Raw genomic sequence first — 24699 nt, forward strand, 5'->3', positions numbered from 1 at the left:
GGTGCTTCTCGCTTCTCGGTACGTGCCCGATGGTGGGTCGGTGGGGCTCCGGCGCCGGCCGGGTCGACCGGCCGGCGGCTCACTGGCCGTTGCGGCTGTCGTACTTCTCGTAGGCGTCGACGATACGGCCGACCAGCTTGTGCCGGACCACGTCCTGGCTGGTGAGCAGGGAGAAGTGCACATCGTCCACGCCGTCCAGGATCTCCCGGACCTGACGCAGACCGCTCTTCGTGCCGCCCGGGAGGTCGACCTGGGTGACATCGCCGGTGATGACGATCTTCGACTCGAAGCCGAGGCGGGTGAGGAACATCTTCATCTGCTCGGGGTTCGTGTTCTGCGCCTCGTCGAGGATGATGAAGGCGTCGTTGAGCGTCCTGCCGCGCATGTATGCCAGCGGGGCGACCTCGATCGTGCCCGCGGCCATCAGGCGCGGGATGGAGTCGGGGTCGAGCATGTCGTGCAGCGCGTCGTAGAGCGGGCGCAGATACGGGTCGATCTTCTCGTAGAGGGTGCCCGGCAGGAAGCCGAGCCGCTCCCCTGCCTCGACCGCGGGCCGGGTCAGGATGATCCGGTTGACCTGCTTGGCCTGCAGCGCCTGCACGGCCTTGGCCATGGCGAGGTAGGTCTTTCCGGTGCCGGCCGGGCCGATCCCGAAGACGACGGTGTGCTCGTCGATGGCGTCGACATAGCGCTTCTGGTTGAGGGTCTTGGGGCGGATCGTGCGGCCCCGGTTGGAGAGGATGTTCTGGGTGAGCACCTCGGCGGGGGTCTCACTGACCGCGCCTTCGCCGTCCTCCGCCGCCCGCAGCATGGCGATGGAGCGTTCCACTGCGTCCTCCGTCATCGGTTGTCCGGTGCGGAGCACCAGCATCATCTCGTCGAAAAGGCGCTGGACGAGATCGACCTCCCGGGCGTCGCCGACCGCGCTGACTTCGTTGCCCCGGACGTGGATGTCGGTCGCCGGGAAGGCTTTTTCGATCACGCGCAGAAGAGAGTCTCCGGATCCCAGGACCGTGACCATGGGGTGCTTGGCCGGGACGGTGAACTGGGCGCGTGCCTGCGGTTGCGTGGGTGTCTGAGTCATAGGGCGGCTCGGTGGCCTGCTCAACCCCATCCTTTGCTCGTAAGAGGTGCCTGCCTGCACTCGACTCCTTGGGATACAAGAGTACGACGGGGCACCGACAGCCCCGAGGGCTTTTCCCGCCGGACGGAGCAGTCGGGCCCGCCTCCAGACGGCCCGGGGGCGCCCGGAAACCGGCTCCGGTGCAGCTCAGGCCGGGCGGCGGAAGCCGAGGGTCGGCAGCGCGCGGGCCAGCGGGGCGGGCCGGTAGGCCGCCGGCAGCACCTCGTCCAGGAAGGCGTACTGGCGGCGCAGCACGCCCGCCGTGCCCGTCGCGCTCGCCTCGTACCCCCGCAGCTGCTGCCACCAGGCGGCGATCTCGGCCCAGCCCGGCGCGGACAGCGAGCCGCCGAATTCCTGCACGGACAGCGCGGCGCTCAGCCCCGCGAAGGCGAGCCGGTCGGTGAGCGGCCAGTCGGCGAGCGTGCCGGTGACGAAACCGGCGACGAAGACGTCCCCGGCGCCGGTGGGATCCAGCTCCTCCACGGCGATGGCGGGCACCTCGGCGCTCTCGCCGGTCCGCCCGTCCACCGCGCAGGCGCCCTCCGCGCCGAGCGTGACCACCGCGAGCGGCACCCGGTCGGCGAGCTTGCGGGCGGCGGCGCGCGGGCAGTCCGTGCGGGTGTAGCGCATCGCCTCCTCGGCGTTGGGCAGGAACGCCTCGCAGTGTTCGAGGTCGGCGAGGTCGGCAGGGTCCCAGCGCCCGCTGTCGTCCCAGCCCACGTCCGCGAAGATGCGGCTGCCGCGGCTCGCCGCGCAGCCCAGCCAGCCCTCCCGACGGCCCGGCACCAGCGAGGCGACGCAGGCGCGGGACGGCGGCGGGCAGCCCGGGGCGTGCTTGCCGTCGAAGGCGAAGTCGGGCGGCGGCGCCTCGTGGCCGTGCGAGACCATCGTGCGCTCGCCCTCGTACGCCATGGAGACGGTGACCGGGGAGTGCCAGCCGGGGACCGTGCGGGACAGCGCCAGGTCGATGCCCTCGCCCTGTTCGAGCGCCTCCCAGCAGTATTCGCCGTAGTGGTCGTCGCCGAAGGCCGCGGCCAGTGAGGTGCGCAGGCCGAGCCGGGCCAGCGCGGTGGCCATGTTGGCGACGCCCCCGGGGCTGGAGCCCATACCGCGGGCCCAGGACTCGGTGCCGCGGACGGGGGCGGAATCCAGGCCGGTGAAGATGATGTCCAGGAAGACCGTGCCGGTGAGGTAGACGTCGGTGCGCGGATCGCCGTCGGCGCGCACCGCGGCCAGCGGATCGAGGCTCGGTGGCATCGCTACCGGGCCCGCGGGCGGAAGGTCATCGCGTCGGCTGCTCACCGTGCTCTCCCCTCTCGTATCTGCACGTGCCGCCAGTGTGCCTGATGCTGCGGTACGTTCCGCCCCATGAGGCTGACGATTCTCGGCGGGGGCGGCTTCCGGGTGCCGCTGGTCTACCGCGCGCTGCTGGACGACCCGGCGCCCGCCGTCTCCGAGGTGGTGCTGCACGACACCGATCCGCAACGGGTGGCGGTGATCGCCGAGGTGCTGGCGCGGCTGGCACAGGGGCATCCGGCGCCGGTGCCCGTACGCGTCGCGAAGGGTCTGGACGAGGCGCTGGCCGGCGCCGGCTTCGTCTTCTCGGCGATCCGGGTGGGCGGTACGGCCGGGCGCATCCGGGACGAGCGGATCCCGTTGTCCGAGGGGGTGCTCGGCCAGGAGACGGTGGGCGCGGGCGGTGTCCTCTACGGGCTGCGCACGGTCCCGGTGGCGCTGCACATCGCCGAGCGGGTGGCCGCGCTCGCCCCGGGGGCCTGGGTCATCAACTTCACCAACCCCGCGGGCACGGTCACCGAGGCGATGTCCCGGGTGCTCGGCGACCGCGTCATCGGGATCTGCGATTCGCCGGTCGGGCTGGTGCGCCGGGCGGCGCGGGCGGCCGGCGCGGACCCGGCGGCCCTCGCGGACCCGGCCCGGGCCGGCTACGACTACGTGGGCCTCAACCACCTCGGCTGGCTGCGGTCGTTGACGGTGGACGGCACCGAGCTGCTGCCGGGGCTGCTGGCCGACGACGCCGCGCTGGAGTCCTTCGAGGAGGGCCGGCTGTTCGGCGGGGACTGGCTGCGGGCCCTGGGGGCGCTGCCGAACGAGTACCTCCACTACTACTACTTCCGCCGCGAGACCCTCGACTCCGTACGGCACACCCGGGAGACCCGTGGCGAGTTCCTCGACCAGCAGCAGGGCGGCTTCTTCGCGCGGGCCGCGGCGGCCGGCGGCCCGGACGAGGCCTACCGGCTGTGGGAACGGACCCGGCTGGAGCGCGAGGAGACGTACATGGCGCACAGCCGGGAGGCGACCGGCGGCTGGCAGCGCGACAGCCACGACCTGGAGGGCGGCGGCTACGACCGGGTGGCGCTGGCGCTGATGCGCGCGATCACCGGCGACAGCGGCACCCGGCTGATCCTCAACGTCCGCAATGGGACGACGGTGCCGCAGCTGCCACCGGACGCGATCGTGGAGACGGTGTGCGAGGTGACCGCCAAGGGTGCCCGGCCGCTCCCCACCGCGCCACTGCGGGCGGACCAACTGGGGCTGATGCTCCAGCTCAAGGCGGTGGAACGGGCGACCGTGGAGGCGGCCACCTTCAAGGACCGGGGCGCCGCGCTGCGGGCGTTGGCGCTGCATCCGCTGGTGGACTCCGCCGCGGTGGCCGCCCGGATCTTGGAACGGGCGGCCACGGAGGCGTGACCACGAGGGCGTGACCACGGAGGCGTGACCACGAGGGCATGACCACGGAGGCGTGACCACGAGGGCATGACCACGAGGGCATGACCACGAGGGCATGACCACGGAGGCGTGACCACGGGGGCGTTGGCGCCAGTGGGCCTGACCAGCGGGGCGGTGCCGCCACCGGGGCCCGACCAGCGGAGCGGTGCCGCCACCGGGGGTCTCCCACCGGGCGGAGTCGCCACCGGCGCGGCCTCGCCGTGACCCCCGGAACCAGAAACCGGGAATACCGCCCCGGCCGCACCGCGTTGAGGCCCCGAAGGGGGCGCTCGCCTCCCCTACGGGATCTGTTCGCCCCTCCCCTACTGGCCCCGCTTGCCCCACCAGTGGCCCCGCCTGCCCAAGTAACTCCGCCTCCCCTAGTGCCCCCGCTTGATCCATTCCTCCAGGTGCGGCGCCTCGTCCCCGATCGTCGTCGGGTCGCCGTGCCCGGTGCGCACCTGCGTCTGCGGGGGCAGGGTCAGCAGTCGGTCCCGGATCGAGGCGACGATCGTCGGGAAGTCCGAGAAGGACCGGCCGGTGGCACCGGGGCCGCCCTGGAACAGGGTGTCGCCGGTGAAGACGGTGCCCAGCTCGGGCGCATGGAGGCAGACCGCGCCGGGCGCATGGCCCGGCGTGTGCAGCACCCTCAGATCCGTACCGGCGATGGTCAGCACCTGGCCGTCCGCCAGCTCCGCGTCCGGCGAGCTGTCCGGGTGGGTCATCTTCCACAGCGGCAGGTCGGCGGGGTGCAGATGGATCCTGGCGCCGGTGCGGGAGGCCAGCGCCGGGGCGGCGTCGATGTGGTCGTTGTGCCCATGGGTGCAGATGATCGCGCGCAGCGTCCGGCCGCCGAGGGCCCGGAGGATGGCGTCGGCGTCGTGCGCCGCGTCGATGACGATCGCCTCGTCGTCATCGCCGACGATCCAGACGTTGTTGTCGACGTCCCAGGTGCCGCCGTCGAGCGAGAAGGTTCCGGAGGTGACCAGGTGGTCGATGCGGACCGCCATCAGAGCGTCACCACCGAACGCAGGACGTCGCCCGCCTGCATCCGTGCGAAGGCCTGCTCGACGTCCTCGATGCCGATGGTCTCGGTGACGAAGGCACCGAGGTCGATCCGGCCCTGCTGGTGGAGGTCGATCAGCATCGGGAAGTCGCGGGAGGGCAGACAGTCGCCGTACCAGGACGATTTCAGGGCGCCGCCGCGGCCGAAGACGTCCAGCAGGGGGAGCTCCAGGGTCATGTCCGGGGTGGGGACGCCCACCAGGACGACGGTTCCGGCCAGGTCGCGGGCGTAGAAGGCCTGCTGGTAGGTCTCGGGGCGGCCCACCGCCTCGATGACGACGTCCGCGCCGAAGCCGCCGGTGAGCCCGCGGACCGCCTCGACGGGGTCGGTGGTACGGGAGTTGACGGTGTCGGTGGCGCCCATGGAGCGCGCCGTCTCCAGCTTGCGGTCGTCGATGTCCACCGCGATGATCCGGGAGGCGCCGGCCAGCCGCGCGCCCACCACGGCCGCGTCGCCGACGCCGCCGCAGCCGATGACCGCGACCGAGTCGCCGCGCCCGACGTTGCCGGTGTTGATCGCCGCGCCGATGCCCGCCATCACTCCGCAGCCCAGCAGCCCCGCCACCGCAGGCGACACCTCGGGGTCGACCTTGGTGCACTGCCCGGCGGCGACCAGGGTCTTGTCGGCGAAGGCGCCGATGCCCAGCGCCGGGCTCAGCTCCGTGCCGTCCTTGAGCGTCATCTTCTGCCGGGCGTTGTGGGTGTCGAAGCAGTACTGGGGGCGGCCCCGCCGGCAGGCCCGGCACTGGCCGCACACCGCCCGCCAGTTGAGGATGACGAAGTCGCCCGGCGCCACTTCGGTGACCCCGTCGCCGACCGACTCCACCACGCCGGACGCCTCGTGCCCGAGCAGGAACGGGAAGTCGTCGTTGATGCCGCCCTGCTTGTAGTGCAGATCGGTGTGGCACACCCCGCACGCCTGGACCTGCACCACGGCCTCGCCGGGCCCCGGATCCGGCACCAGGATCGTCTCCAGCCGGACCGGTTCGTTCTTCCCCGGCGCAATCACACCGCGCACTTCCTGTGCCATCGGGACAGCCCCTTTCAAAGATCACGTACGGGACCACTGTGGCGCACCGCCACTGAGCCGAGCCTCACCGTACGCGCGGCAGGCCCTCGCGCACAGGACCTCGGCCGGGTCCGTGATCAGCCGCCGTGGGCGGGCGGCCGCCCGCTTCACCAGCGGGGAACGGCCGGAGCGGGCGTACGCGGGCACGCGACGGGCCGGACTCGGCCGGCCGTCGACGGCTCCTGCGTGGTCCACGTGGTCCGCACGCTCTGCTGCGGCCCGGCCGGGGCACCCCACGGCCGTCAACTCCCGCCAGGCGCCCAGTCTTTACCAACCGTTGAATCTTCGCGCGTAGATACCGATGTGAGGCTCTGTTAGATCTACTGGAGCCGACCTGTGGGTCCGCTCATGACAACTCAAGGAGCCGCGCATGCCCCGCCTCACCCGTTTCCGCACCGCCCTCTCCCGCAGGGCCCGCCTCGGTGCCGCGACGGTCGCCGCCCTGGTCACCGGCACCGCCGTGTTCGGCATCGGCCAGGCCACCGCCGAACACTCCGTACCGCGCACCGACAAGGAGATCCCCAACCTCACGCAGGTGCAGGACAAGATCAAGGCGTACTACGGCGACACGGTGACGGCGGACGGTCAGCACTACGCCTCCCCGCACAGCAACTACGCACGTCAGGTCCGCGGCATCGAGACCAGGGCCCGCGCCTATCTGACCAAGGCCCTCGACCGGCACGGGCGGGCCCGCGGCACGGCGAAGCCGGCCATCGTGCTCGACATCGACGACACGACCCTGCTCACCTACAACTACGAGCTCCAGGTCGGCTTCCACTTCACCCCACAGAGCCAGGACAAGTACCTCGAAAGCACCGACATGGACCCGGTCTTCGGGATGAACCGGCTGGTCAACTGGGCACACGACAAGGGCGCCGAGGTCTTCTTCCTCACCGGCCGCAAGGAGGCGCAGCGCACCTGGAGCGTGCGCAACCTCAAAAACGTCGGCTACGGGGTGTCGCTGGACAGCCGGCACGTCTACCTGAAGAACACCGAGCACCCGCCGCCCTACCTGCCGTGCGGCGCCACCTGCACGACCGTCGAGTACAAGTCCGGCACCCGTAAGCACATCGAGTCCCTCGGCTACCACATCGTCGCCAATTTCGGGGACCAGTACAGCGATCTGAACGGCGGTGCCGGGGACCGCACCTTCAAGCTGCCGAACCCGATGTACTTCCTGCCGTGACCCCGCCTCCGGCCCGCCCGGGCGGGGCGGGCCGGACAGCGCTGCCCTGACGGAACGCGGCCGCGGCGTCCGGCGCCCCGCTCGCAGGCCGGAGCCGCTCGCGGTCAGCGCCGTCCGCAGGCCGGCCCCGCTCGCGGTCAGCGCCGTACGCGCTCAGCGCCGCTTGGGCAGCGGCACCCGCAAAAGGTCCTGGGCGATGGTCAGTTCCCCGGTGAACCCCGCCGCACGGGCCTGCCGCTCGAACTCCGTGGGGTCGGCGTAGCGCTGCGAGAAGTGCGTCAGCACCAGATGCCGCACCCCGGCCCGCGCGGCCACCCCGGCGGCCTGTCCGGCGGTGAGGTGACCGTGTTCCACGGCGAGTTCGGTGTCCTCGTCGAGGAAGGTCGACTCGATGACCAGCATGTCGGCCCCCTCGGCGAGCGTATGGACGCCCTCGCACAGCCGGGTGTCCATGACGAAGGCGAACCGCTGGCCGCGGCGCCGCTCGCTCACCTCGTCGAGGGTGACCCCGTTCAGCTCGCCGAGCCGCAGCAGCCGTCCGACGTCCGGCCCGCTGATCCCGTGGGCCGCCAGCCGCTCCGGCAGCATCCGGCGGGCGTCCGGCTCCACGAGGCGGTAGCCGTACGACTCGACGGGGTGCGACAGGCGGTGCGCCTCCAGGACGTACGACGGCGAGCGGTCCAGCTCGCCGTCGGCGGTCACCGGCCGCTGGATCAGCCGGACCGTCTCCCGGTAGGCGGTGGCGTACCGCAGCCGTTCGAAGAAGTGCTCCCCACTGGCCGGATAGTGGGCGGTGACCGGGTGCGGCACCCGGTCGAGGTTGATCCGCTGGATCACCCCGGCCAGGCCCAGCGAGTGGTCGCCGTGGAAGTGCGTGACACAGATCCGGTTCAGGTCATGGGCGGCGACCCCGGCGCGCAGCATCTGCCGCTGGGTGCCCTCTCCGGGGTCGAAGAGCAGCCCGTGACCGTCCCACCGCAGCAGATAGCCGTTGTGGTTGCGGTGCCGGGTGGGGACCTGGCTGGCGGTCCCGAGGACGACCAGTTCGCGTACGGACAAGTCGGCCCCGTCAGACCAGACGCTGCAGGTCGCGGCCGCCCAGCAGATGCGCATGGGCGTGGAAGATGGTCTGCCCGGCGCCGGGGCCGGTGTTGAACACGATGCGGTAGCCGGTCGCGTCGACCTTCTCCTCCGCGGCCAGCAGGCCCGCCTCGTGCAGCACGTCGCCGGCGATGGCCGGTTCCGCGGCGGACAGCTCCAGGGCGTTCGCGTAGTGCACCTTGGGGATCACCAGGATGTGGGTCGGGGCCTGGGGGTTGATGTCGCGGAACGCCACGGTGGTCTCGGTCTCCCGGACGATGGTCGCCGGCACCTCCCCCGCCGCGATCTTGCAGAACAGGCAATCGGCCTGCGGTTCTCCCGCCACCGGTGGCTCCTCCCAGCTCGTCCCCGTACGCACGGTGCATACGGCCCTCGGATGCTACCGGGCGGCACCCCATGGGGCGCGGCAAGGCCCGGGGTGCAGGCCGCGCGGGGGCGGCGGCGGTCCGTACGGGCACCGGGCGGGCGGGGCACGGCGGACCGTCCGCGGCGTCCGGTCCGCGGCTCACTAAGCTGTGGCCGGAAACGCTTTCGTCCACAACCGGGAGTTTTGCACCATGGCAACCACGCGCACCGCCACGACCCATTGGGAAGGCAACCTCCTGGAGGGCAAGGGCACCGTCGCCCTGGAGTCCTCCAAGGTCGGTACGTACGACGTGAACTGGCCCGCCCGCGCGGAGCAGCCGGGCGGCGTCACCAGCCCCGAGGAGCTCATCGCGGCGGCCCACTCCTCCTGCTACTCCATGGCCTTCTCGCACGGCCTGGCGGGCAAGGGGTACACCGTCGCGGCCCTCGACACCAAGGCCGACGTCACCTTCCAGCCCGGTGAGGGCATCACCGCCATCGCCCTGACCGTCAAGGCCAGCGTCCCCGGCCTGTCGGAGGAGGAGTTCCAGGCGGCGGCGCAGGACGCCAAGGCCAACTGCCCGGTGAGCCAGGCGCTGGCGGGCGTCAAGAACATCACGCTCTCGGCCGAGCTGGTCTGACCGGGCGGCCGGCCCGGGCCGGCCGCCTTCATGTGAACGGCGGTGCGCCGGCGGGCTCCTGAGGCCCGGCCGGCGCACCGCTGCGTTGTCAGTGGGCCGTGCCACGATCCTTGTGTGGAGAGTGAGGAACAGCCGGACACCCGCCGGGTCCCAGGGCCTGGCCGCCCCTGGCCCGTCGGACGGGCTCTAGCTCCAGCGCCCCGTGCGCCCCAGCAGCAGTGCCGTCGCCGCGGTGCCCGCCGTGGACGTACGCAGCACGGTCGTGCCCAGGCGGTAGGGCCGGGCGCCGGCCTCGGCGAAGGTGGCGAGCTCCTCCGGGGAGACGCCGCCCTCCGGGCCGACGACCAGCACGATCGAGCCCTGGGCGGGGAGTTCGGCGGTGGCCAGCGGGGAGCTGCCCTCTTCGTGGAGCACGGCCGCGAAGTCCGCGTCGGCGAGCAGGGCGGCCACCTGCTTGGTCGTCAGCGGGTCGGCGACCTGGGGAAAGGTCAGCCGGCGCGACTGCTTGCCCGCCTCGCGGGCCGTGGCGCGCCATTTGCCCAGCGCTTTGGCGGCCCGCTCGCCCTTCCACTGGGTGACGCAACGCGCCGCCGGCCAGGGCACGATGGCGTCCACACCGGTCTCGGTCATCGTCTCGACGGCCAGCTCGCCGCGGTCGCCCTTGGGGAGCGCCTGGACCACGGTGATCGTGGGCTGCGGCGGCTCCTCGGTGCGCAGCGCGGTGACCGCGACGGTGAGCCGGTCCTTGCCCTCGACGGCGGCGACCGTGCCGTGCGCACCGGTGCCCCGGCCGTCCGTCAGCACGACCTCCTCGCCGGTCCGCAGCCGGCGCACCGACACCGCATGCCGGCCCTCGGGACCGTCCAGGGTCAGCGTGCCCCCGGCCCGTACGTCCGCGAGCGAATCGATGAGGAAAACGGGCGCGGTCATGACGCGCCGCCGCCGCTGCGGGGCAGGGTCAATGCGGCGCGCGCCGCGTCCAGTTCGGCCGACAGCACCTCCACGAGCCGCCCGGCGGGCAGCTCCCGGGCCAGCCGGTGCCCCTGCCCCGCCCACAGATTCATACCTTGGGCATCGCCCGCCTTGGCCGCGGCCTTGCGGACGGTGGAGGTCAGGTAGTGGACGGCCGGGTAGGCGGCCGGTGCGTACGGGCCGTGCTCCCGCATGAAGCGGTTCACCAGCCCGCGGGCCGGCCGCCCGGAGAACGCCCGGGTCAACTCCGTATGGGTGAACAGGGGGTTGGTCAGCGCCTGCTTGTGCAACGGGTTGGCGCCCGACTCGGGGGTGGCGAGGAAGGCGGTGCCCAGCTGCGCCATGCACGCCCCGGCGGCGAGCACCGCCGCGATCTGCGAGCCGCGCATCAGCCCGCCCGCGGCGATCACCGGGATCTGTACGGCCTCGCGGACCTGGCCGAGCAGCGCCAGCAGCCCCAGCCCCGCCCCGGTCCCGTCGGCATGCGGATCGTCCCGGTGGGTGCCCTGGTGACCGCCGGCCTCCACGCCCTGCGCGCACACCGCGTCCGCGCCCGACCACTGTGCGGCCTGCGCCTCGGCGGCGGTGGTGACCGTGACGACCGTGTACGTACCGACCTGCGCGAACGAGTCGAGGACGGCGCGCGAGGGGCAGCCGAAGGTGAAGGACACCACCGGCACCGGGTCCTCCCGCAGGATCGCGAGCTTGGCCTCGTAGCCGTCGTCGACGGGCCCGTCGGTGTCGCCGAGCTCGGTCTCGTACCAGGTGGCCTCGCCCGCGAGTTGCTCGCGGTAGACGTCGACGACGGAGCCGTCGGCCAGGGACGGCTGCGGCATGAAGAGGTTGACGCCGAAGGGCCGGTCGGTCAGCGACCGCAGCTGTTTGATCTCCTGATACATCCCGTCGGCGGTTTTGTAGCCGGCGGCGAGGAAGCCGAGACCGCCGGCGCCGCAGACGGCGGCGGCCAGCTCGGGCCCGGATCCGCCGCCCGCCATGGGGGCCTGCACGATCGGGTAGCGGCAGAGATCGGTGAGCGCGGTGGGCATGACCACATCGTGTCACGCCCACCGCCTCGCCCCGCATCGGGGCCACGCTGTGGCGGCTTGCCCGGGGCCCGCTGTCGGACCCCGGCCCACCTGGGGCTATCGCCCGTTGAAGGCGTCCTTCAGGCGCGAGAACAACCCCTGCTGCCCGGGCTGGAACTGCCCCGTGGGCCGCTCCTCACCGCGGAGCTTGGCCAGCCGCCGCAGCACCTCTTCCTGCTCGGGGTCGAGCTTGGACGGCGTCTGCACCTCGACATGGACGATGAGGTCGCCGCGGCCGCCACCGCGCAGATGCGTCACCCCGCGCTGGTGCAGCGGAATGGACTGGCCGGACTGGGTGCCGGGCCGGACATCGATCTCCTCGACCCCGTCCAGCGTCTCCAGGGGGCACTTGGTGCCCAGCGCCGCCGCCGTCATCGGGATGGTGACCGTGCAGTGCAGATCGTCGCCGCGCCGCTGGAAGACCGCGTGCGGCAGCTCGTGGATCTCCACATAGAGGTCGCCGGCGGGGCCGCCGCCGGGGCCGACCTCGCCCTCGCCCGCGAGCTGGATGCGGGTGCCGTTGTCGACACCCGCCGGGATCTTGACGGTCAGGGTGCGGCGCGAGCGGATCCGGCCGTCGCCGGCACACTCGGGGCACGGCGTCGGTACGACCGTGCCGAAGCCCTGGCACTGCGGGCACGGCCGGGACGTCATGACCTGGCCGAGGAAGGACCGGGTGACCTGCGAGACCTCACCGCGGCCGCGGCACATGTCACAGGTCTGCGCCGAGGTGCCGGGCGCCGCGCCCTCGCCGGTGCACGTCGTACAGACGATGGCGGTGTCGACCTGGATGTCCTTGGTCGTGCCGAAGGCCGCTTCGTTCAGCTCGACGTCGAGGCGGATCATGGCGTCCTGGCCCCGGCGGGTGCGCGAGCGCGGGCCGCGCTGCGACGCGGTGCCGAAGAAGGCGTCCATGATGTCGGAGAAGTTGCCGAAGCCCGCGCCGAATCCGCCCGCGCCCTGGCCGCCACCGGCCTGCGAGAGCGGGTCGCCGCCGAGGTCGTAGACCTGCTTCTTCTGCGGATCCGACAGGACCTCGTAAGCGGCGTTGATCTCCTTGAACCGCTCTTGGGTCTTGGGGTCCGGGTTCACGTCCGGGTGCAGCTCGCGCGCCAGCCGACGGAAGGCCTTCTTGATCTGGTCCTGCGAGGCGTCGCGGCCGACGCCGAGGACCGAGTAGTAGTCCGTGGCCACTTACGACTCCGCGAGGATTTGTCCGACGTAACGTGCCACTGCGCGTACCGCTCCCATCGTTCCGGGGTAGTCCATGCGGGTCGGTCCGACCACGCCGAGTTTGGCGACTGCCTCGTCGCCCGAACCGTAGCCGACCGCGACGACCGATGTGGACGTCAGGCCTTCATGGGCATTCTCATGCCCGATACGTACGGTCATGCCCGAGTCCTTGGCCTCCCCGAGCAGCTTGAGCAGCACCACATGCTCCTCAAGAGCCTCCAGCACCGGCCGGATGGTCAGTGGAAAGTCGTGCCCGAAGCGCGTGAGATTGGCGGTACCGCCGATCACCAGTCGCTCTTCGGTCTCCTCCACCAAAGTCTCCAGCAACACCGACAGCACTGTCGAGACCGTGCCGCGGTCGTCCTGCTCGAAGGACTCCGGGAGATCCTGCACCAACTGGGGCACATCCGCGAACCTGCGGCCCACGACCCGGCTGTTGAGCCGGGCCCGCAGATCCGCCAGGGACATCTCGCCGAACGGCGCCTGGCAGTCGATCAGTCGCTGCTCGACCCGCCCGGTGTCCGTGATCAGTACGAGCATCAGGCGGGCCGGGGCCAGCGCCAGCAGCTCGACGTGCCGGACCGTCGAGCGGGTCAGGGAGGGGTACTGGACGACCGCGACCTGCCGGGTCAGCTGCGCCAGCAGCCGGACCGTGCGGCCGACCACGTCATCGAGGTCGACAGCGCCGTCCAGGAAATTCTGGATCGCCCGCCGCTCCGGGCTGGACAGCGGCTTGACGCCGGCCAGCTTGTCGACGAACAGCCGGTAGCCCTTGTCGGTCGGGATCCGCCCGGCACTGGTGTGCGGCTGGGCGATGAATCCCTCGTCCTCCAGGGCTGCCATGTCGTTGCGGATCGTCGCCGGGGAGACGCCCAGCTGATGCCGCTCGGTGAGTGCCTTGGAGCCGACCGGCTCCTCCGTCCCGACATAGTCCTGGACGATGGCGCGCAGCACTTCGAGCCTGCGTTCACTGAGCATTCCGCGCACCTCCAGTCCGGCCGTCCCGGCGTCTCGTTCCTCCTGGCACTCACACGGGCAGAGTGCCAGGCCCTGAGCCAGTGTACGGCCGAGTAGCACGGCCACGGCAAGGGCGGCCGTGCGGAGCACCCGCCCGATGACCGTGTTCGGGCGATCTGCCGGGCAACGCTATCGCGAGGGCGCTAGCGTCTCGGTATGCACACTGCTTGGGAAGAGGCCGGCTGGGAACGGCTTGGTGACGGTGTCGCCAGGCGCCGGATGCCGGGGTGGGACGAGACGATCGGGGTGATCGCGGGGACCACCGGCGTCATGATCGTCGACACCGGTGCGACCCTTCGCGACGGCGCGGAGCTGCGCCGGACGATCCGCGGTGTGCTGGGCCGGGACGTGACGCATGTCGCGCTCACCCACCCCCATTTCGATCATGTGCTGGGCACCGCCGCCTTCGCGGGCGTCGAGGTGTTCGGCGCGGCCGGCCTCGGCGACCTCCTGCGGCGCGGCAAGGACGAGCTGCGGCACAGCGCGGTGCGGCACGGCGTCGACCGGAACGCCGCCGCGGAGGCCGCCGACCTGGTGGTCGCCCCGCACCACCACGTCCACGGCCAGCTGACCGTCGAACTCGGCGAGCGTCAGGTGCTGCTCGCCAACGTCGGCCCCGGGCACACCGCCCACGATCTCGCGGTCCTGGTCCCGGGCCGGCAGGGCGCCCCCGAGATCGTCTTCTGCGGCGATCTGGTCGAGGAGTCCGGTGAGCCCCAGGCGGGCCCGGACGCGCTGCCGCAGCAGTGGCCCGGCGCGCTGGACCGGCTGCTGGCCCTCGGCGGCGAGGACGCGGTCTACGTCCCCGGCCACGGCGCCGTGGTGGACGCCGCCTTCGTCCACGCCCAACGGGACGCGCTGGCGGCCCGCTTCGGCGTCGCCCCCGCCCCCTGACTCCTGACCCCTGCCCGTCGGCCCGTCCGCCCGACCGGCCGTTCCTCTCCTGCGAACAGAACAGGCCCCATGCAGAGCAAGCGCTACAGCCCCGACCTGACCCCGTCCTGGAAGAAGCAGCGGCCGGCTCCCGAGGTACCGGCCGACCCCGATCTGGTCGTCGAGGAGGTGGCCACGGGCTTCTGCGGCGCGGTGATCCGCTGCGAGAAGACGGCCGAGGGCCCGACGGTCACCCTGGAGGACCGCTTCGGCAAGCACCGCGTCTTTCCGATGACCCCACGCGGCTTCCTCCTGGAGGGCAAGGTCGTCACGCTCGTACGCCCCCAGGGCCGCCCGGCGCCGAGCGCTCCGGTGCGTACGGCGTCCGGCTCACTCGCCGTCCCCGGCGCACGGGCCCGGGTCGCGCGCGCCGGGCGCATTTATGTGGAGGGCCGGCACGACGCCGAACTGGTCGAGCGGGTATGGGGCGATGATCTGCGCATCGAGGGCGTCGTCGTGGAGTACCTGGAGGGCATCGACGACCTCCCGGCGATCGTCCGCGGCTTCTCCCCCGGCCCCGATGCGCGGCTGGGCGTGCTCGTGGACCACCTCGTTCCCGGCTCCAAGGAGTCACGGATCGCGGCCGAGGTCACCGGTGGTCATGCGCTCGTCGTCGGCCACCCGTACATCGACGTGTGGGAGGCGGTGAAGCCGTCGTCCGTCGGCATCCCGGCCTGGCCGTCCGTCCCGCGGGGGCAGGACTGGAAGACGGGGGTGTGCCGGGCGCTGGGCTGGCCGGAAAACACCGGGGCGGCGTGGCAGCGGATCCTGTCGTGCGTGCACTCCTACAAGGACCTGGAGCCACAACTCCTGGGCCGGGTGGAGGAGTTGATCGATTTCGTTACGGCCGGCGGTGCCGTCTGACGTTGGCGAGAGTCCCGAACTCGTGGGTGTCCAGTACGGCATCGAGCTGGTCCAACGGCACGGGGTCGCCGAACTTGAAGATCGACTGCAACTGGTAGTCGGCTGTCTCACCGGTACCAGTGGGCTCAGTGAGCAAAACGCAGTGGCCCACGATGGGGTCGATGATCAGGTAGATGGGCAGTCTGCCCGCCGCGTAAATCGAGCGCTTGATGACATAGTCATGATCAACACTGGTCTTGGACACGACCTCGACGACCATCCTGATCACCTCTGGCGGCATCAGCCGACCGGAGCCCGGTCCGGTTCCGCGTTCCACCAGCACGAGGTCTGGCTGGGGCTCACTGGACTCTTGGGGAAGCGCGACATCCTGGGTTTGCAGGCGCCGCCACATCTTCCTCGGAAATTGGTCCACGACAGCTTCCACGATGTCGTTATGGACCACGTCCGGCCCCGCCATCATCACGATATTCCCCCGGAGGAGCTCGATCTTGATCCCTTCGGGAACCTCAAGATTCTCGAAGAGCTCCGTCATCCGGCGTTCATCCACAGCGGTCATCTCCGTGGCCTCCGTTTCCTGTCGCCGTGTATACGGCACAGGCTAGGAACAGCCTAGGCGGCCCCGCAGGCCCGCCGCATCGGTTCACTCGTTCGAGGATCAGTCCACCAGATCCCGCACCACCGCGTCAGCCAGCAGCCGCCCCCGGAGTGTCAGCACGGCCCGGCCGGCCTCGTACGGCGCCGGCTCCAGCAGCCCGTCCTCCAGGGCGCGGGCCGCCGCCCGCGCCCCCGCCGGGGCGAGCAGGTCCAGCGGGCAGCCGGCCGAGAGCCGCAGCTCCAGGAGGATGCGTTCGACGCGGCGGTCCTCACCGGTCAGCACCTCACGGCCGGCGCCCGGGGAGCGGCCTTCGGTGAGGGCCTGGGCGTACGCGCCGGGGTGCTTCACGTTCCACCAGCGGACGCCGCCGACGTGGCTGTGGGCGCCCGGGCCCGCGCCCCACCAGTCGGCGCCGGTCCAGTACAGCTCGTTGTGGCGGCAGCGGGCGGCGTGGGTGGTGGCCCAGTTGGAGACCTCGTACCAGTGGAACCCGGCGGCGGTCAGGGCCTCTTCCGCGAGGAGATAGCGGTCGGCGTGGACGTCGTCGTCGGTCATCGGGACCTCGCCGCGGCGGATCCGGCGGGCCAGCTGGGTGCCCTCCTCGACGATCAGGGCGTAGGCGGAGACGTGGTCGGGGCCGGCGCCGAGGGCGGCGTCGAGGGATGCGCGCCAGTCGTCGTCGGTCTCGCCCGGGGTGCCGTAGATCAGGTCGAGGTTGACGTGCTCGAACCCGGCGGCGCGGGCCTCGGCGACGCAGGCTTCGGGACGCCCGGGCGTGTGCGTACGGTCGAGGATCTTGAGGACGTGCTGCCGGGCGCTCTGCATGCCGAAGGAGACGCGGTTGAAGCCGCCCGCGCGCAGTTCGGCGAGGTAGCGGGGGTCGACGGACTCCGGGTTGGCCTCGGTGGTGATCTCGGCGCCGGGCGCCAGGCCGAATTCCTCGCGGATCGCGGCCAGCATCCGGGCGAGGTCGGCGGCGGGCAGCAGGGTCGGGGTGCCGCCGCCGACGAAGACCGTCTCGACCGGGCGCGGGTCGTCGCCCAGCACCTTGCGGGCCAGCCGGATCTCGTCCACGACGGTGTCGGCGTAGTTGTCCCGGGAGGCCAGGGCGCCGCCGGAGCCGCGCAGCTCGCTCGCGGTGTAGGTGTTGAAGTCGCAGTAGCCGCAGCGGGTCGCGCAGTACGGCACATGCAGGTAGAAGCCGAGGGGCCGCCCGGCCGCCCCCGCCCGCGCATGACCGGGCAGCGCCCCGTCCTCGGGCATGGGCTCACCATCAGGCAGTGCGGAAGGCATGACATCCATTGTCCGTCATGCCGCGACCGGCACCGTTCCCCCGGTTACGGGGCCCCGCTCCCCGCCGCTTGGAGCACCAGCAGGGCCAGATCGTCGTCGGGCGGGGTCGGGCCGAAGGCGTGGACGGTGGTGCGGAGGTGCTCGGCGAGGGCGGTGGCGTCCAGGCCCACACCGGCCGCGAGGGCGGTGGCCAGGCCGTCCTCGTCGTCGAAGAGCCGCCGGCCGGAGCGCCGCTCGGTCACCCCGTCGGTGACACACAGCAGGGTCTCACCGGGGCGGAGGTCGAACGATTCGCTGACGTACGACGCGTCCTCGACCACCCCCAGCAGCATCTGCGGCGCCGCGACACAGCGGACCACGCCGTCCGTGCCCAGCACCAGCGGCAGCGGATGGCCGGCGCTGGCGAGGGTGCAGCGGGCGCCGCGGGACCCGCGGGAGTCGCCGGGGTAGGGGACGATCTCGCCGTAGAGCAGGGACAGGAAGCGGGCCTGTTCGCCCTCCACGCGGATCTCGACGGGCGCCTCGGCCCCGGCACCGGCCGCCGCCACCGCGGCCGCGACCGCCGCGACCGAGTCCGCAGCCTCCCGCGCCATGGTCTTGTTGAGCCGGTCGAGCACCGCCGCGACCCCGAAGCCGTCGCGGGCCAGCAGCCGCAGCACCGGCCGGGCCAGCCCGGTCACCGCGGCCGCCTCGGGGCCGCTGCCGCAGACATCGCCGAGGGCGAAGCACCAGCGGCCGTCCCCGGCGTCGAAGAGGTCCCAGAAGTCGCCGCCCGCCCAGGCGCCCTCCCGCGGCTCGTAGACCACCGCGGACTCCACACCGGGCACCTGCGCCCGCCCGCAGGGCAGCAGCCGGCGCTGCAGGACCTGGCTGATGCGCTCCTGACGGCTGTAGGCGCGGGCGGTGGCGACGGCGCGGGCGACCCGGCGGCCCAGGTCCTCGATCAGCGCGACCAGCGCGTCGGGGAAGGCCGGCAGTCCGCCCCGGCCGAGCAGCAGGGTGCCCAGCCGCCGACCGCCGGCGACCAGGGGGCAGGCCAGCACGGCGCCGGGTCCGTCGTCCTCCCCCGCTCCGTGCGCCCAGGGCCAGCGGACCGGGACGGGTGCGCTGCCGGACGGGCCGCTGCCCGCAAGATCCGGCGGCTGCTTCTCCAGCGCCGCACGCAGCGGGTCGATACGGCACTCGGAGGTGTGCCAGACACCGGCGAGCCGCTGCTCCTCGCCGGCCGGTGCGATGCCCCGGCCGGGCGCCCCGCCGTCGCCGTCGTAGAGCCACACGGCATACCATTCGGCGAGCCGCGGCACGATCAACTGGGCCGCGAGGGCGGCGACCTGGTCCGCGTCGAGCTGGCCGGAGAGCAGGTCGGAGGCCTCGGCGAGGAAGGAGAGGGCGCCGTTGTCGACCCGGCCGGAATCGTGATCCGGCCGGACGGCCCGGCGCGGCGCCGGGGCGAGCAGCTCCGCCGCCCGCAGCTCACGCTGCAACAGCCGGTCGTCGAAGGCGAGCTCCGGCTCCAGCCGCCCGGCGTCGTCCGCGGCACCCAGGGGAAGCCGGAACCAGACGGTCTTCATGGCCCGGCGGTAGGTGATGCCCCAGGATTCGGCGACCGCGCTGATCAACTGGAGGCCGTGGCCGCCGGTTTCGGAGGCGGCGCTGTCGTGGCGGGCGCGGATCGGCTGGGTGGGGTGGTGGTCGGAGACCTCGATGAGGATGCCGGGGCCGGGGACGCCGTCGAGGCCCGCGCCGGGGGCGGCTTCCGTGTACGGCACCCCCGGAGCGGACCGCTCGCCGTTGCGGCCCCCGTACGGCTCCGGGCCCGGCCACTGCGCGCCCTGCGGGTCCAGCCGGCAGCGCAGCTCGACGGTGGTGCCCGCATGCACCACCGCGTTGGTCACCAGCTCGCTGACCAGCAGCTCCGCCTCGTCCGCGAGCCGGCTGGTCAGCCACTGGGCACCGGGAAGTTCCTGAGCGGCCCAGTCGGCGAAGGCGGACCGGACCAACCGCCGGGCGGCGGCAGCGGCCCGCGGATCACCGGGCAGGCTGGCCCGCAGGAAACGGGTTGCCGGACCGCCGCCGGGCTGGCCGGTCATCGTCGTGCGCGCCGCTGTGACGTCGTCGTCCCGTGGAGACGAAGTTGTCGTCCTCATTGAGCAACTCCCGAGCAGCTCCGCTACAGCGCCGGATGCGCCAACAACAGAGTGACAGAACGAGCGCAGTCATAAGCACTGAGTCACACAAGTGGGTGGTCATGGCGTCCAATTCGGCTGACGCACCGAGGGAGTTGGCCGACGCGCGCAGCGGCGCCCGGAAACCCATCTGGACGAGGGCAGCGGGGACCACGGTTCCCGCCACGGCCGACTTCACCCATACGGGTGCGGCGGCACGGGGCGGGCGGGGTGCGGCGGTACGGGACAGGCCAGGCCGCCGCACCCCGCGACTGGCCGGGCCCGCCGCACCACGGCCCCCGGCCCGCCGCACCGCGGCTACGATTCGCGCGAGCCGGCGTACATCTCGTCGAGCAGGTCCTTGAACGCCCGCTCCACCACCGGCCGCTTGATCTTGAGGCTGGGGGTCACCTCACCGTGCTCGATGTCCAGGTCACGCGGCAGCAGCCGGAACTTGCGGATCTGCTGCCAGCGCTGGAGCCCTTCGTTGACCCGCTCGACATAGCCGTCGACCAGCTCGCGGGCCTGGTCGGTGGCGACGACCTCGGCGTAGCTCTTGCCCGCCAGACCGTGTTCCGCGGCCCAGGTCATGATCGTCGGCTCGTCCAGGGCGATCAGCGCGGTGCAGAAATTCCGGTTGGCGCCGTGCACCAGGACATTGGAGACGAACGGACAGACCGCCTTGAACTGACCCTCCACCTCGGCCGGCGCGATGTACTTCCCGCCCGAGGTCTTGATCAGGTCCTTCTTGCGGTCGGTGATCCGCAGATAGCCGTCCGGGGAGAGCTCGCCGATGTCTCCGGTGTGGAACCAGCCGTCCTCCTCCAGGACTTCGGCGGTCTTGTCCGGCAGGCCGTGGTAGCCCTGCATGATGCCGGGGCCGCGCAGCAGGATCTCGCCGTCCTCGGCGATCCGCACCTCGGTGCCGGGCAGCGGCTTGCCGACCGTGCCGGTGCGGTAGGCCTCGCCGGGGTTGACGAAGCTGGCGGCGCTGGACTCCGTCAGGCCGTAGCCCTCCAGGATGTGGATGCCGGCGCCGGAGAAGAAGTAGCCGATCTCCGGGGAGAGCGCGGCCGAGCCGGAGACCGCGGCGCGCAGCCGGCCGCCGAACGCCTCCCGCAGCTTGGCGTAGACGAGCGCATCGGCGATCTTGTGCTTGGCGCCGAGGGTGAAGGGCACGGAGGCGGTGCCGGTGCGGCGGAAGTTGTCCTGCGAGACCTTGGCGTACTCGCGGGCCACCTCGGCCGCCCACTGGAAGATCTTGTACTTGGCGCCGCCGCCCGCCCGGGCCTTGGCCGCCACACCGTTGTAGACCTTCTCGAAGATCCGCGGGACGGCCGCCATGTACGTGGGACGGACCACCGGCAGATTCTCGATGATCTTGTCGACCCGGCCGTCGACGGCGATCACCTGGCCGGTGGCGATCTGCCCGGCGGTCAGCACCTTGCCGAAGACGTGCGCCAACGGCAGCCAGAGGTACTGCACATCGTCCTCGGCGACCAGCCCGGTCGCCTGGATCGCGCGGGCCATGTACGACCAGCAGTCGTGCGGCAGCCGTACACCCTTGGGGCGGCCGGTGGTGCCGGAGGTGTAGATCAGCGTCGCCAGCTGGTCGGCGCGCAGCGCGGCGACCCGCTCCTTGACGCACTCCGGGTGGCTCTCCAGATGGGCGGTGCCCCGCTTCTCCAGCTCGGCGAGGGTGAGCACCCAGCCCTCGGGGTCCTCGGCCGCGGGCTGGACGCCGGTGTCGTCTATGACGACCACATGCGCCAGCTCGGGCAGCTCCGCACGCCGCTCGCGGGCCTTGGCCAGCTGTCCGGCGTCCTCCGCGATCAGCACCCGGCTGCCGGAGTCGGACAGGATGTAGGCGGTCTCCTCGGTGTTGGTGCTGGGGTAGACCGTGGTGGTGGCGGCGCCGGAGCACAGCACGCCGAGGTCGGCGAGGATCCATTCGACGCGGGTGTTGGCGGCGAGCGCCACCCGCTCCTCGGGTCGCACCCCCAGGGCGATGAGCCCGGCGGCGACGGCGTAGACGCGGTCAGCGGCCTGGGCCCAGCTGATCACCTTCCAGTCGTCCGGTCCCTGTCCCGAGGCCGGCGGGACCGGATAGCGATAGGCCTCGATATCGGGCGTGGCCGCGACCCGCTCCAGGAAGAGGTGTGCCACCGAGGGCGGCCGGTTTTCGATCAGCGTGTGGGTGTCCGTCACGGCGTCCTCCGGGGCCCGCTTCGTTGCTGGTGACTCGCGAGTAACCTTGAGCAGAGATCAGAGTAAGGCGCGAGACGCCGCCGCGTAAGGGGCTGTGGACGACTCGTTCACGATGTGACCGGCACGATAGGTGTACGTAGCACCCGCAATGCCCGATAGTGCGCCACCCCGGCCCCCACACCGCGCCTACCTGGCAGAACGGATCACACCGCCCCGACAGCGGGCTCCACACTCCTTCCACATTCCCTCCAGGATTCCTCCCTGGATCCCTTCCGTCGTGCGTCCGGAAAGACGGCAGGGCGCCGGCCTCCGAGGAGACCGACGCCCTGCCGCACTGCCGCGCGGCCGCTCCCGGCCGGGCGCCACGCCTCACTACTGCGTGCTTCTTCCTACTTCTTCGCCTTCGCGTCGCCGTCGGAGTCCGAGGACAGCACCGCGATGAAGGCCTCCTGCGGGACCTCCACGCTGCCGACCATCTTCATCCGCTTCTTGCCTTCCTTCTGCTTCTCCAGCAGCTTCCGCTTACGGGAGATGTCACCGCCGTAGCACTTGGCGAGGACGTCCTTGCGGATGGCGCGGACCGTCTCACGGGCGATGACCCGGCTGCCGATGGCGGCCTGGATCGGCACCTCGAAGCTCTGCCGCGGGATCAGCTCCCGCAGCTTGGCGACCAGCCGGACACCGTAGGCGTAGGCCTTGTCCTTGTGGCAGATCGCGGAGAACGCGTCGACCTTGTCGCCGTGCAGCAGGATGTCGACCTTCACCAGGTCGGCGACCTGCTCGCCGGTGGGCTCGTAGTCCAGCGAGGCATAGCCACGGGTCTTGGACTTGAGCTGGTCGAAGAAGTCGAAGACCACCTCGGCGAGCGGGAGGGTGTAGCGGATCTCGACCCGGTCCTCGGAGAGGTAGTCCATGCCGAGGAGGTTGCCGCGGCGGGTCTGGCACAGCTCCATGATCGCACCGATGAACTCGCTGGGCGCCAGGATCGTGGCCCGGACGACCGGCTCGTGCACCTTGTCGATCTTGCCCGTCGGGAACTCGCTCGGGTTGGTGACCTCGTGCTCGGCGCCGTCCTCCATGTCCACGCGGTAGACCACGTTGGGGGCGGTGGCGATCAGATCGAGGCCGAACTCGCGCTCCAGGCGCTCGCGGATGACCTCCAGATGCAGCAGGCCCAGGAAGCCGACGCGGAAGCCGAAGCCGAGGGCCGCGGAGGTCTCCGGTTCGTAGACCAGCGCGGCGTCGTTGAGCAGCAGCTTGTCCAGCGCGTCGCGCAGCTCGGGGTAGTCCGAGCCGTCCAGCGGATACAGCCCCGAGAACACCATCGGCTTGGGGTCCTTGTAGCCGCCCAGCGCCTCCTCGGCCCCCTTGGCGAGCTGGGTGATCGTGTCGCCCACCTTGGACTGCCGGACGTCCTTCACACCGGTGATCAGATAGCCGACCTCACCGACGGACAGGCCGTCGGCGGCCTTCATCTCCGGCGAGTTCGTGCCGATCTCCAGCAGCTCATGAGCGGCGCCGGTCGACATCATCTTGATGCGCTCGCGCTTGCCGAGCGTGCCGTCGACGACCTTCACGTACGTCACGACACCGCGGTAGGCGTCGTAGACCGAGTCGAAGATCATCGCGCGGGCGGGGGCGTCCTTGACGCCGACCGGGGCCGGCACCTCGCGGACGACCTTGTCCAGCAGCTCGGCCACGCCGACGCCGGTCTTCGCGGAGACCCTCAGCACGTCCTCGGGGTCGCAGCCGACCAGATTGGCCAGCTCGGCGGCGAACTTCTCGGGCTGCGCGGCCGGCAGGTCGATCTTGTTGAGGACGGGGATGATCGTGAGGTCGTGCTCCATCGCCAGGTAGAGGTTGGCGAGCGTCTGGGCCTCGATGCCCTGAGCGGCGTCGACGAGGAGGAGGCAGCCCTCGCACGCGGCGAGCGAGCGGGACACCTCATACGTGAAGTCGACGTGGCCCGGGGTGTCGATCATGTTGAGGATGTGGGTCGTGCCACTGCCCTCTTCCCCCTCGGAGGGGGCCCAGGGCAGCCGGACCGCTTGGGACTTGATCGTGATGCCGCGCTCGCGCTCGATGTCCATGCGGTCGAGGTACTGCGCGCGCATCTGCCGCTGGTCGACGACACCGGTGAGCTGGAGCATCCGGTCGGCGAGCGTCGACTTGCCGTGGTCGATGTGCGCGATGATGCAGAAGTTACGGAGGAGGGCCGGATCGGTACGGCTCGGCTCCGGCACGTTCGTAGGGGTCGCGGGCACGCAGGGTCCATTCAGTGAACGCGGGTAGGCGGGACTCGGGTATATGACGTCTCCCCCCATGGTCCCATGCGCGACGGCCTCGGTCCGGTTTGGGCGGGGCGGGGAGGGGGCGAGGGCTTCCGGGGAACGTGCGGGAGGGCGTCTCGGGGGCTTCTGCGGGCTGGGGCCGTTAGGGGGCTGGCTGCTTCAGCGTCCGGAGGGGCCGCCCTGGCGAGGGGCAGGCCGGACGGCAGGTCCGGTCCGGTTTGGGAGGCCGTGGACCCTGCTGGTAGCCTGGTCCACTGCGCTTCGTGCCCTCTCTCGTACGAGGCGCAACTCGAAACTCCAACGAACCTGAAAAGGCTCTTTCGTGGCGAACATCAAGTCCCAGATGAAGCGGATCAAGACCAACGAGAAGGCTCGTCAGCGCAACAAGGCTGTCAAGTCCACTCTGAAGACCGCGATCCGTCGCACCCGCGAGGCCGTGGAGGCCGGTGACCTGCAGAAGGCAGCCACCGCCCAGGCCGAGGCGGCCAAGAAGCTCGACAAGGCCGTCAGCAAGGGTGTCATCCACAAGAACGCCGCCGCCAACAAGAAGTCGGCGCTGGCGAAGAAGGTCGCGACCCTCAAGGGCTGACCTTCTCCCTCGGAAGAAGGTCCTCGGCCTGTCCAGGCCTGATCTTCGTCCCACCGCAATACCAGAGCAGTAACCCTGCCGACAGGGACCCAGCGGCCCCTCTCTCCGCTCCCTGACCGGTGCACCACCGCGCCGCACACGGCCTGCGTTCGCCACGCGGGTGCGGCGCACCCGGCTCGCCCGGCGTACACCGCCGA

Annotated in this window: 21 protein-coding genes; 6 read left to right on the forward strand and 15 right to left on the reverse strand. The window is 71.6% G+C overall.

Going from position 1 to position 24699, the window contains the following annotated elements:
* Positions 1-79 precede the first annotated feature (79 nt).
* Both BKA18_RS12005 and BKA18_RS12010 read right to left on the reverse strand, forming a co-directional pair.
* Positions 80-1084, reverse strand: coding sequence for a PhoH family protein (locus BKA18_RS12005; RefSeq protein WP_366043135.1), 1005 nt, complete (start codon positions 1082-1084; stop codon positions 80-82).
* 186 nt (positions 1085-1270) lie between these two features.
* Positions 1271-2380, reverse strand: coding sequence for a carbohydrate kinase family protein (locus BKA18_RS12010; RefSeq protein ID WP_366043470.1), 1110 nt, complete (start codon positions 2378-2380; stop codon positions 1271-1273).
* 111 nt (positions 2381-2491) lie between these two features.
* On the opposite strand from BKA18_RS12010, the gene BKA18_RS12015 reads away from it, so the two are divergent.
* Positions 2492-3832 (forward strand): family 4 glycosyl hydrolase, encoded by a 1341-nt coding sequence (locus tag BKA18_RS12015; RefSeq protein ID WP_366043136.1) that lies wholly within the window; start codon positions 2492-2494, stop codon positions 3830-3832.
* A 398-nt stretch (positions 3833-4230) separates the two neighbouring features.
* Here BKA18_RS12015 and BKA18_RS12020 read toward each other — a convergent pair whose 3' ends face one another.
* Positions 4231-4860 carry an MBL fold metallo-hydrolase gene (locus tag BKA18_RS12020; protein WP_006605694.1) on the reverse strand — a complete coding sequence of 210 codons (630 nt, stop codon included), beginning with the start codon at positions 4858-4860 and terminating at the stop codon, positions 4231-4233.
* Positions 4860-5945 (reverse strand): S-(hydroxymethyl)mycothiol dehydrogenase, encoded by a 1086-nt coding sequence (locus tag BKA18_RS12025; RefSeq protein WP_366043137.1) that lies wholly within the window; start codon positions 5943-5945, stop codon positions 4860-4862. The genes BKA18_RS12020 and BKA18_RS12025 overlap by 1 nt, the downstream gene beginning before the upstream one ends.
* Before the next feature lie 409 nt (positions 5946-6354).
* On the opposite strand from BKA18_RS12025, the gene BKA18_RS12030 reads away from it, so the two are divergent.
* Positions 6355-7170 (forward strand): HAD family acid phosphatase, encoded by an 816-nt coding sequence (locus BKA18_RS12030; protein WP_366043138.1) that lies wholly within the window; start codon positions 6355-6357, stop codon positions 7168-7170.
* A gap of 153 nt (positions 7171-7323) precedes the next feature.
* Here the strand turns inward: BKA18_RS12030 and BKA18_RS12035 are convergent, their stop codons facing one another.
* Entirely contained in the window at positions 7324-8229 is a 906-nt protein-coding gene (locus BKA18_RS12035) for a ribonuclease Z (protein WP_366043139.1), read from the reverse strand.
* 10 nt (positions 8230-8239) lie between these two features.
* On the reverse strand, positions 8240-8596 hold the full coding sequence (locus BKA18_RS12040) for a histidine triad nucleotide-binding protein (RefSeq protein WP_366043140.1): 357 nt from the start codon (positions 8594-8596) through the stop codon (positions 8240-8242).
* A 232-nt stretch (positions 8597-8828) separates the two neighbouring features.
* Between BKA18_RS12040 and BKA18_RS12045 the strand changes: the two genes are divergently transcribed.
* Positions 8829-9257, forward strand: coding sequence for an OsmC family protein (locus BKA18_RS12045; protein WP_366043141.1), 429 nt, complete (start codon positions 8829-8831; stop codon positions 9255-9257).
* 186 nt (positions 9258-9443) lie between these two features.
* Here the strand turns inward: BKA18_RS12045 and BKA18_RS12050 are convergent, their stop codons facing one another.
* The 4 genes from BKA18_RS12050 to hrcA all read right to left on the reverse strand — a co-directional run bounded on the left by BKA18_RS12050 (position 9444) and on the right by hrcA (position 13525).
* Positions 9444-10187: a 16S rRNA (uracil(1498)-N(3))-methyltransferase gene (locus tag BKA18_RS12050; RefSeq protein ID WP_366043142.1), complete on the reverse strand. Its 744-nt coding sequence runs from the start codon at positions 10185-10187 to the stop codon at positions 9444-9446.
* Entirely contained in the window at positions 10184-11275 is a 1092-nt protein-coding gene (locus tag BKA18_RS12055; protein ID WP_366043143.1) for a nitronate monooxygenase, read from the reverse strand. Before BKA18_RS12055 ends, BKA18_RS12050 begins: the two co-directional genes overlap by 4 nt.
* Positions 11276-11371: 96 nt before the next feature.
* Positions 11372-12508 (reverse strand): molecular chaperone DnaJ, encoded by a 1137-nt coding sequence (gene dnaJ, locus BKA18_RS12060; protein WP_006605686.1) that lies wholly within the window; start codon positions 12506-12508, stop codon positions 11372-11374.
* Positions 12509-13525 (reverse strand): heat-inducible transcriptional repressor HrcA, encoded by a 1017-nt coding sequence (hrcA, locus tag BKA18_RS12065; RefSeq protein ID WP_006605685.1) that lies wholly within the window; start codon positions 13523-13525, stop codon positions 12509-12511. It abuts the gene before it with no gap.
* Between the two features lie 195 nt (positions 13526-13720).
* On the opposite strand from hrcA, the gene BKA18_RS12070 reads away from it, so the two are divergent.
* Positions 13721-14458 carry an MBL fold metallo-hydrolase gene (locus BKA18_RS12070; protein WP_040899284.1) on the forward strand — a complete coding sequence of 246 codons (738 nt, stop codon included), beginning with the start codon at positions 13721-13723 and terminating at the stop codon, positions 14456-14458.
* 69 nt (positions 14459-14527) lie between these two features.
* Positions 14528-15361: a DUF3097 domain-containing protein gene (locus BKA18_RS12075; protein ID WP_366043144.1), complete on the forward strand. Its 834-nt coding sequence runs from the start codon at positions 14528-14530 to the stop codon at positions 15359-15361.
* On the opposite strand, the gene BKA18_RS12080 is transcribed toward BKA18_RS12075, so the two are convergent.
* The 5 genes from BKA18_RS12080 to lepA form a co-directional block, all read right to left on the reverse strand.
* A complete protein-coding gene (locus BKA18_RS12080) occupies positions 15339-15917 on the reverse strand; it encodes a Uma2 family endonuclease (protein ID WP_366043145.1) in 579 nt (192 codons plus the stop codon). The genes BKA18_RS12075 and BKA18_RS12080 overlap by 23 nt on opposite strands.
* Before the next feature lie 99 nt (positions 15918-16016).
* On the reverse strand, positions 16017-17249 hold the full coding sequence (hemW, locus tag BKA18_RS12085) for a radical SAM family heme chaperone HemW (protein ID WP_366043147.1): 1233 nt from the start codon (positions 17247-17249) through the stop codon (positions 16017-16019).
* 44 nt (positions 17250-17293) lie between these two features.
* A complete protein-coding gene (locus BKA18_RS12090) occupies positions 17294-19396 on the reverse strand; it encodes a SpoIIE family protein phosphatase (RefSeq protein WP_429638317.1) in 2103 nt (700 codons plus the stop codon).
* 336 nt (positions 19397-19732) lie between these two features.
* Complete coding sequence (locus BKA18_RS12095) at positions 19733-21622, reverse strand: AMP-dependent synthetase/ligase (RefSeq protein WP_366043149.1); 1890 nt, start codon at positions 21620-21622, stop codon at positions 19733-19735.
* Positions 21623-22011: 389 nt separating this feature from the next.
* The gene (gene lepA / locus BKA18_RS12100; protein WP_366043151.1) at positions 22012-23886 is read right to left on the reverse strand and encodes a translation elongation factor 4; all 1875 of its coding nucleotides are present in this window, start codon (positions 23884-23886) and stop codon (positions 22012-22014) included.
* A 349-nt stretch (positions 23887-24235) separates the two neighbouring features.
* Between lepA and rpsT the strand changes: the two genes are divergently transcribed.
* Positions 24236-24502: a 30S ribosomal protein S20 gene (rpsT, locus tag BKA18_RS12105; protein ID WP_006605677.1), complete on the forward strand. Its 267-nt coding sequence runs from the start codon at positions 24236-24238 to the stop codon at positions 24500-24502.
* Positions 24503-24699: the final 197 nt, after the last annotated feature.

The sequence above is a fragment of the Streptomyces auratus genome, assembly GCF_050433025.1.
GTDB lineage: Bacteria > Actinomycetota > Actinomycetes > Streptomycetales > Streptomycetaceae > Streptomyces > Streptomyces sioyaensis.

Bases quoted from the DNA above. Each gene is read 5' to 3' on its own strand.
- BKA18_RS12005 (WP_366043135.1), bottom strand. From the start codon at position 1,084: ATGACTCAGACACCCACGCAACCGCAGGCACGCGCCCAGTTCACCGTC.
- BKA18_RS12010 (WP_366043470.1), bottom strand. From the start codon at position 2,380: ATGCCACCGAGCCTCGATCCGCTGGCCGCGGTGCGCGCCGACGGCGAT.
- BKA18_RS12015 (WP_366043136.1), top strand. From the start codon at position 2,492: ATGAGGCTGACGATTCTCGGCGGGGGCGGCTTCCGGGTGCCGCTGGTC.
- BKA18_RS12020 (WP_006605694.1), bottom strand. From the start codon at position 4,860: ATGGCGGTCCGCATCGACCACCTGGTCACCTCCGGAACCTTCTCGCTC.
- BKA18_RS12025 (WP_366043137.1), bottom strand. From the start codon at position 5,945: ATGGCACAGGAAGTGCGCGGTGTGATTGCGCCGGGGAAGAACGAACCG.
- BKA18_RS12030 (WP_366043138.1), top strand. From the start codon at position 6,355: ATGCCCCGCCTCACCCGTTTCCGCACCGCCCTCTCCCGCAGGGCCCGC.
- BKA18_RS12045 (WP_366043141.1), top strand. From the start codon at position 8,829: ATGGCAACCACGCGCACCGCCACGACCCATTGGGAAGGCAACCTCCTG.
- BKA18_RS12050 (WP_366043142.1), bottom strand. From the start codon at position 10,187: ATGACCGCGCCCGTTTTCCTCATCGATTCGCTCGCGGACGTACGGGCC.
- BKA18_RS12055 (WP_366043143.1), bottom strand. From the start codon at position 11,275: ATGCCCACCGCGCTCACCGATCTCTGCCGCTACCCGATCGTGCAGGCC.
- hrcA (WP_006605685.1), bottom strand. From the start codon at position 13,525: ATGCTCAGTGAACGCAGGCTCGAAGTGCTGCGCGCCATCGTCCAGGAC.
- BKA18_RS12070 (WP_040899284.1), top strand. From the start codon at position 13,721: ATGCACACTGCTTGGGAAGAGGCCGGCTGGGAACGGCTTGGTGACGGT.
- BKA18_RS12075 (WP_366043144.1), top strand. From the start codon at position 14,528: ATGCAGAGCAAGCGCTACAGCCCCGACCTGACCCCGTCCTGGAAGAAG.
- BKA18_RS12080 (WP_366043145.1), bottom strand. From the start codon at position 15,917: ATGACCGCTGTGGATGAACGCCGGATGACGGAGCTCTTCGAGAATCTT.
- hemW (WP_366043147.1), bottom strand. From the start codon at position 17,249: ATGCCTTCCGCACTGCCTGATGGTGAGCCCATGCCCGAGGACGGGGCG.
- BKA18_RS12090 (WP_429638317.1), bottom strand. From the start codon at position 19,396: ATGAGGACGACAACTTCGTCTCCACGGGACGACGACGTCACAGCGGCG.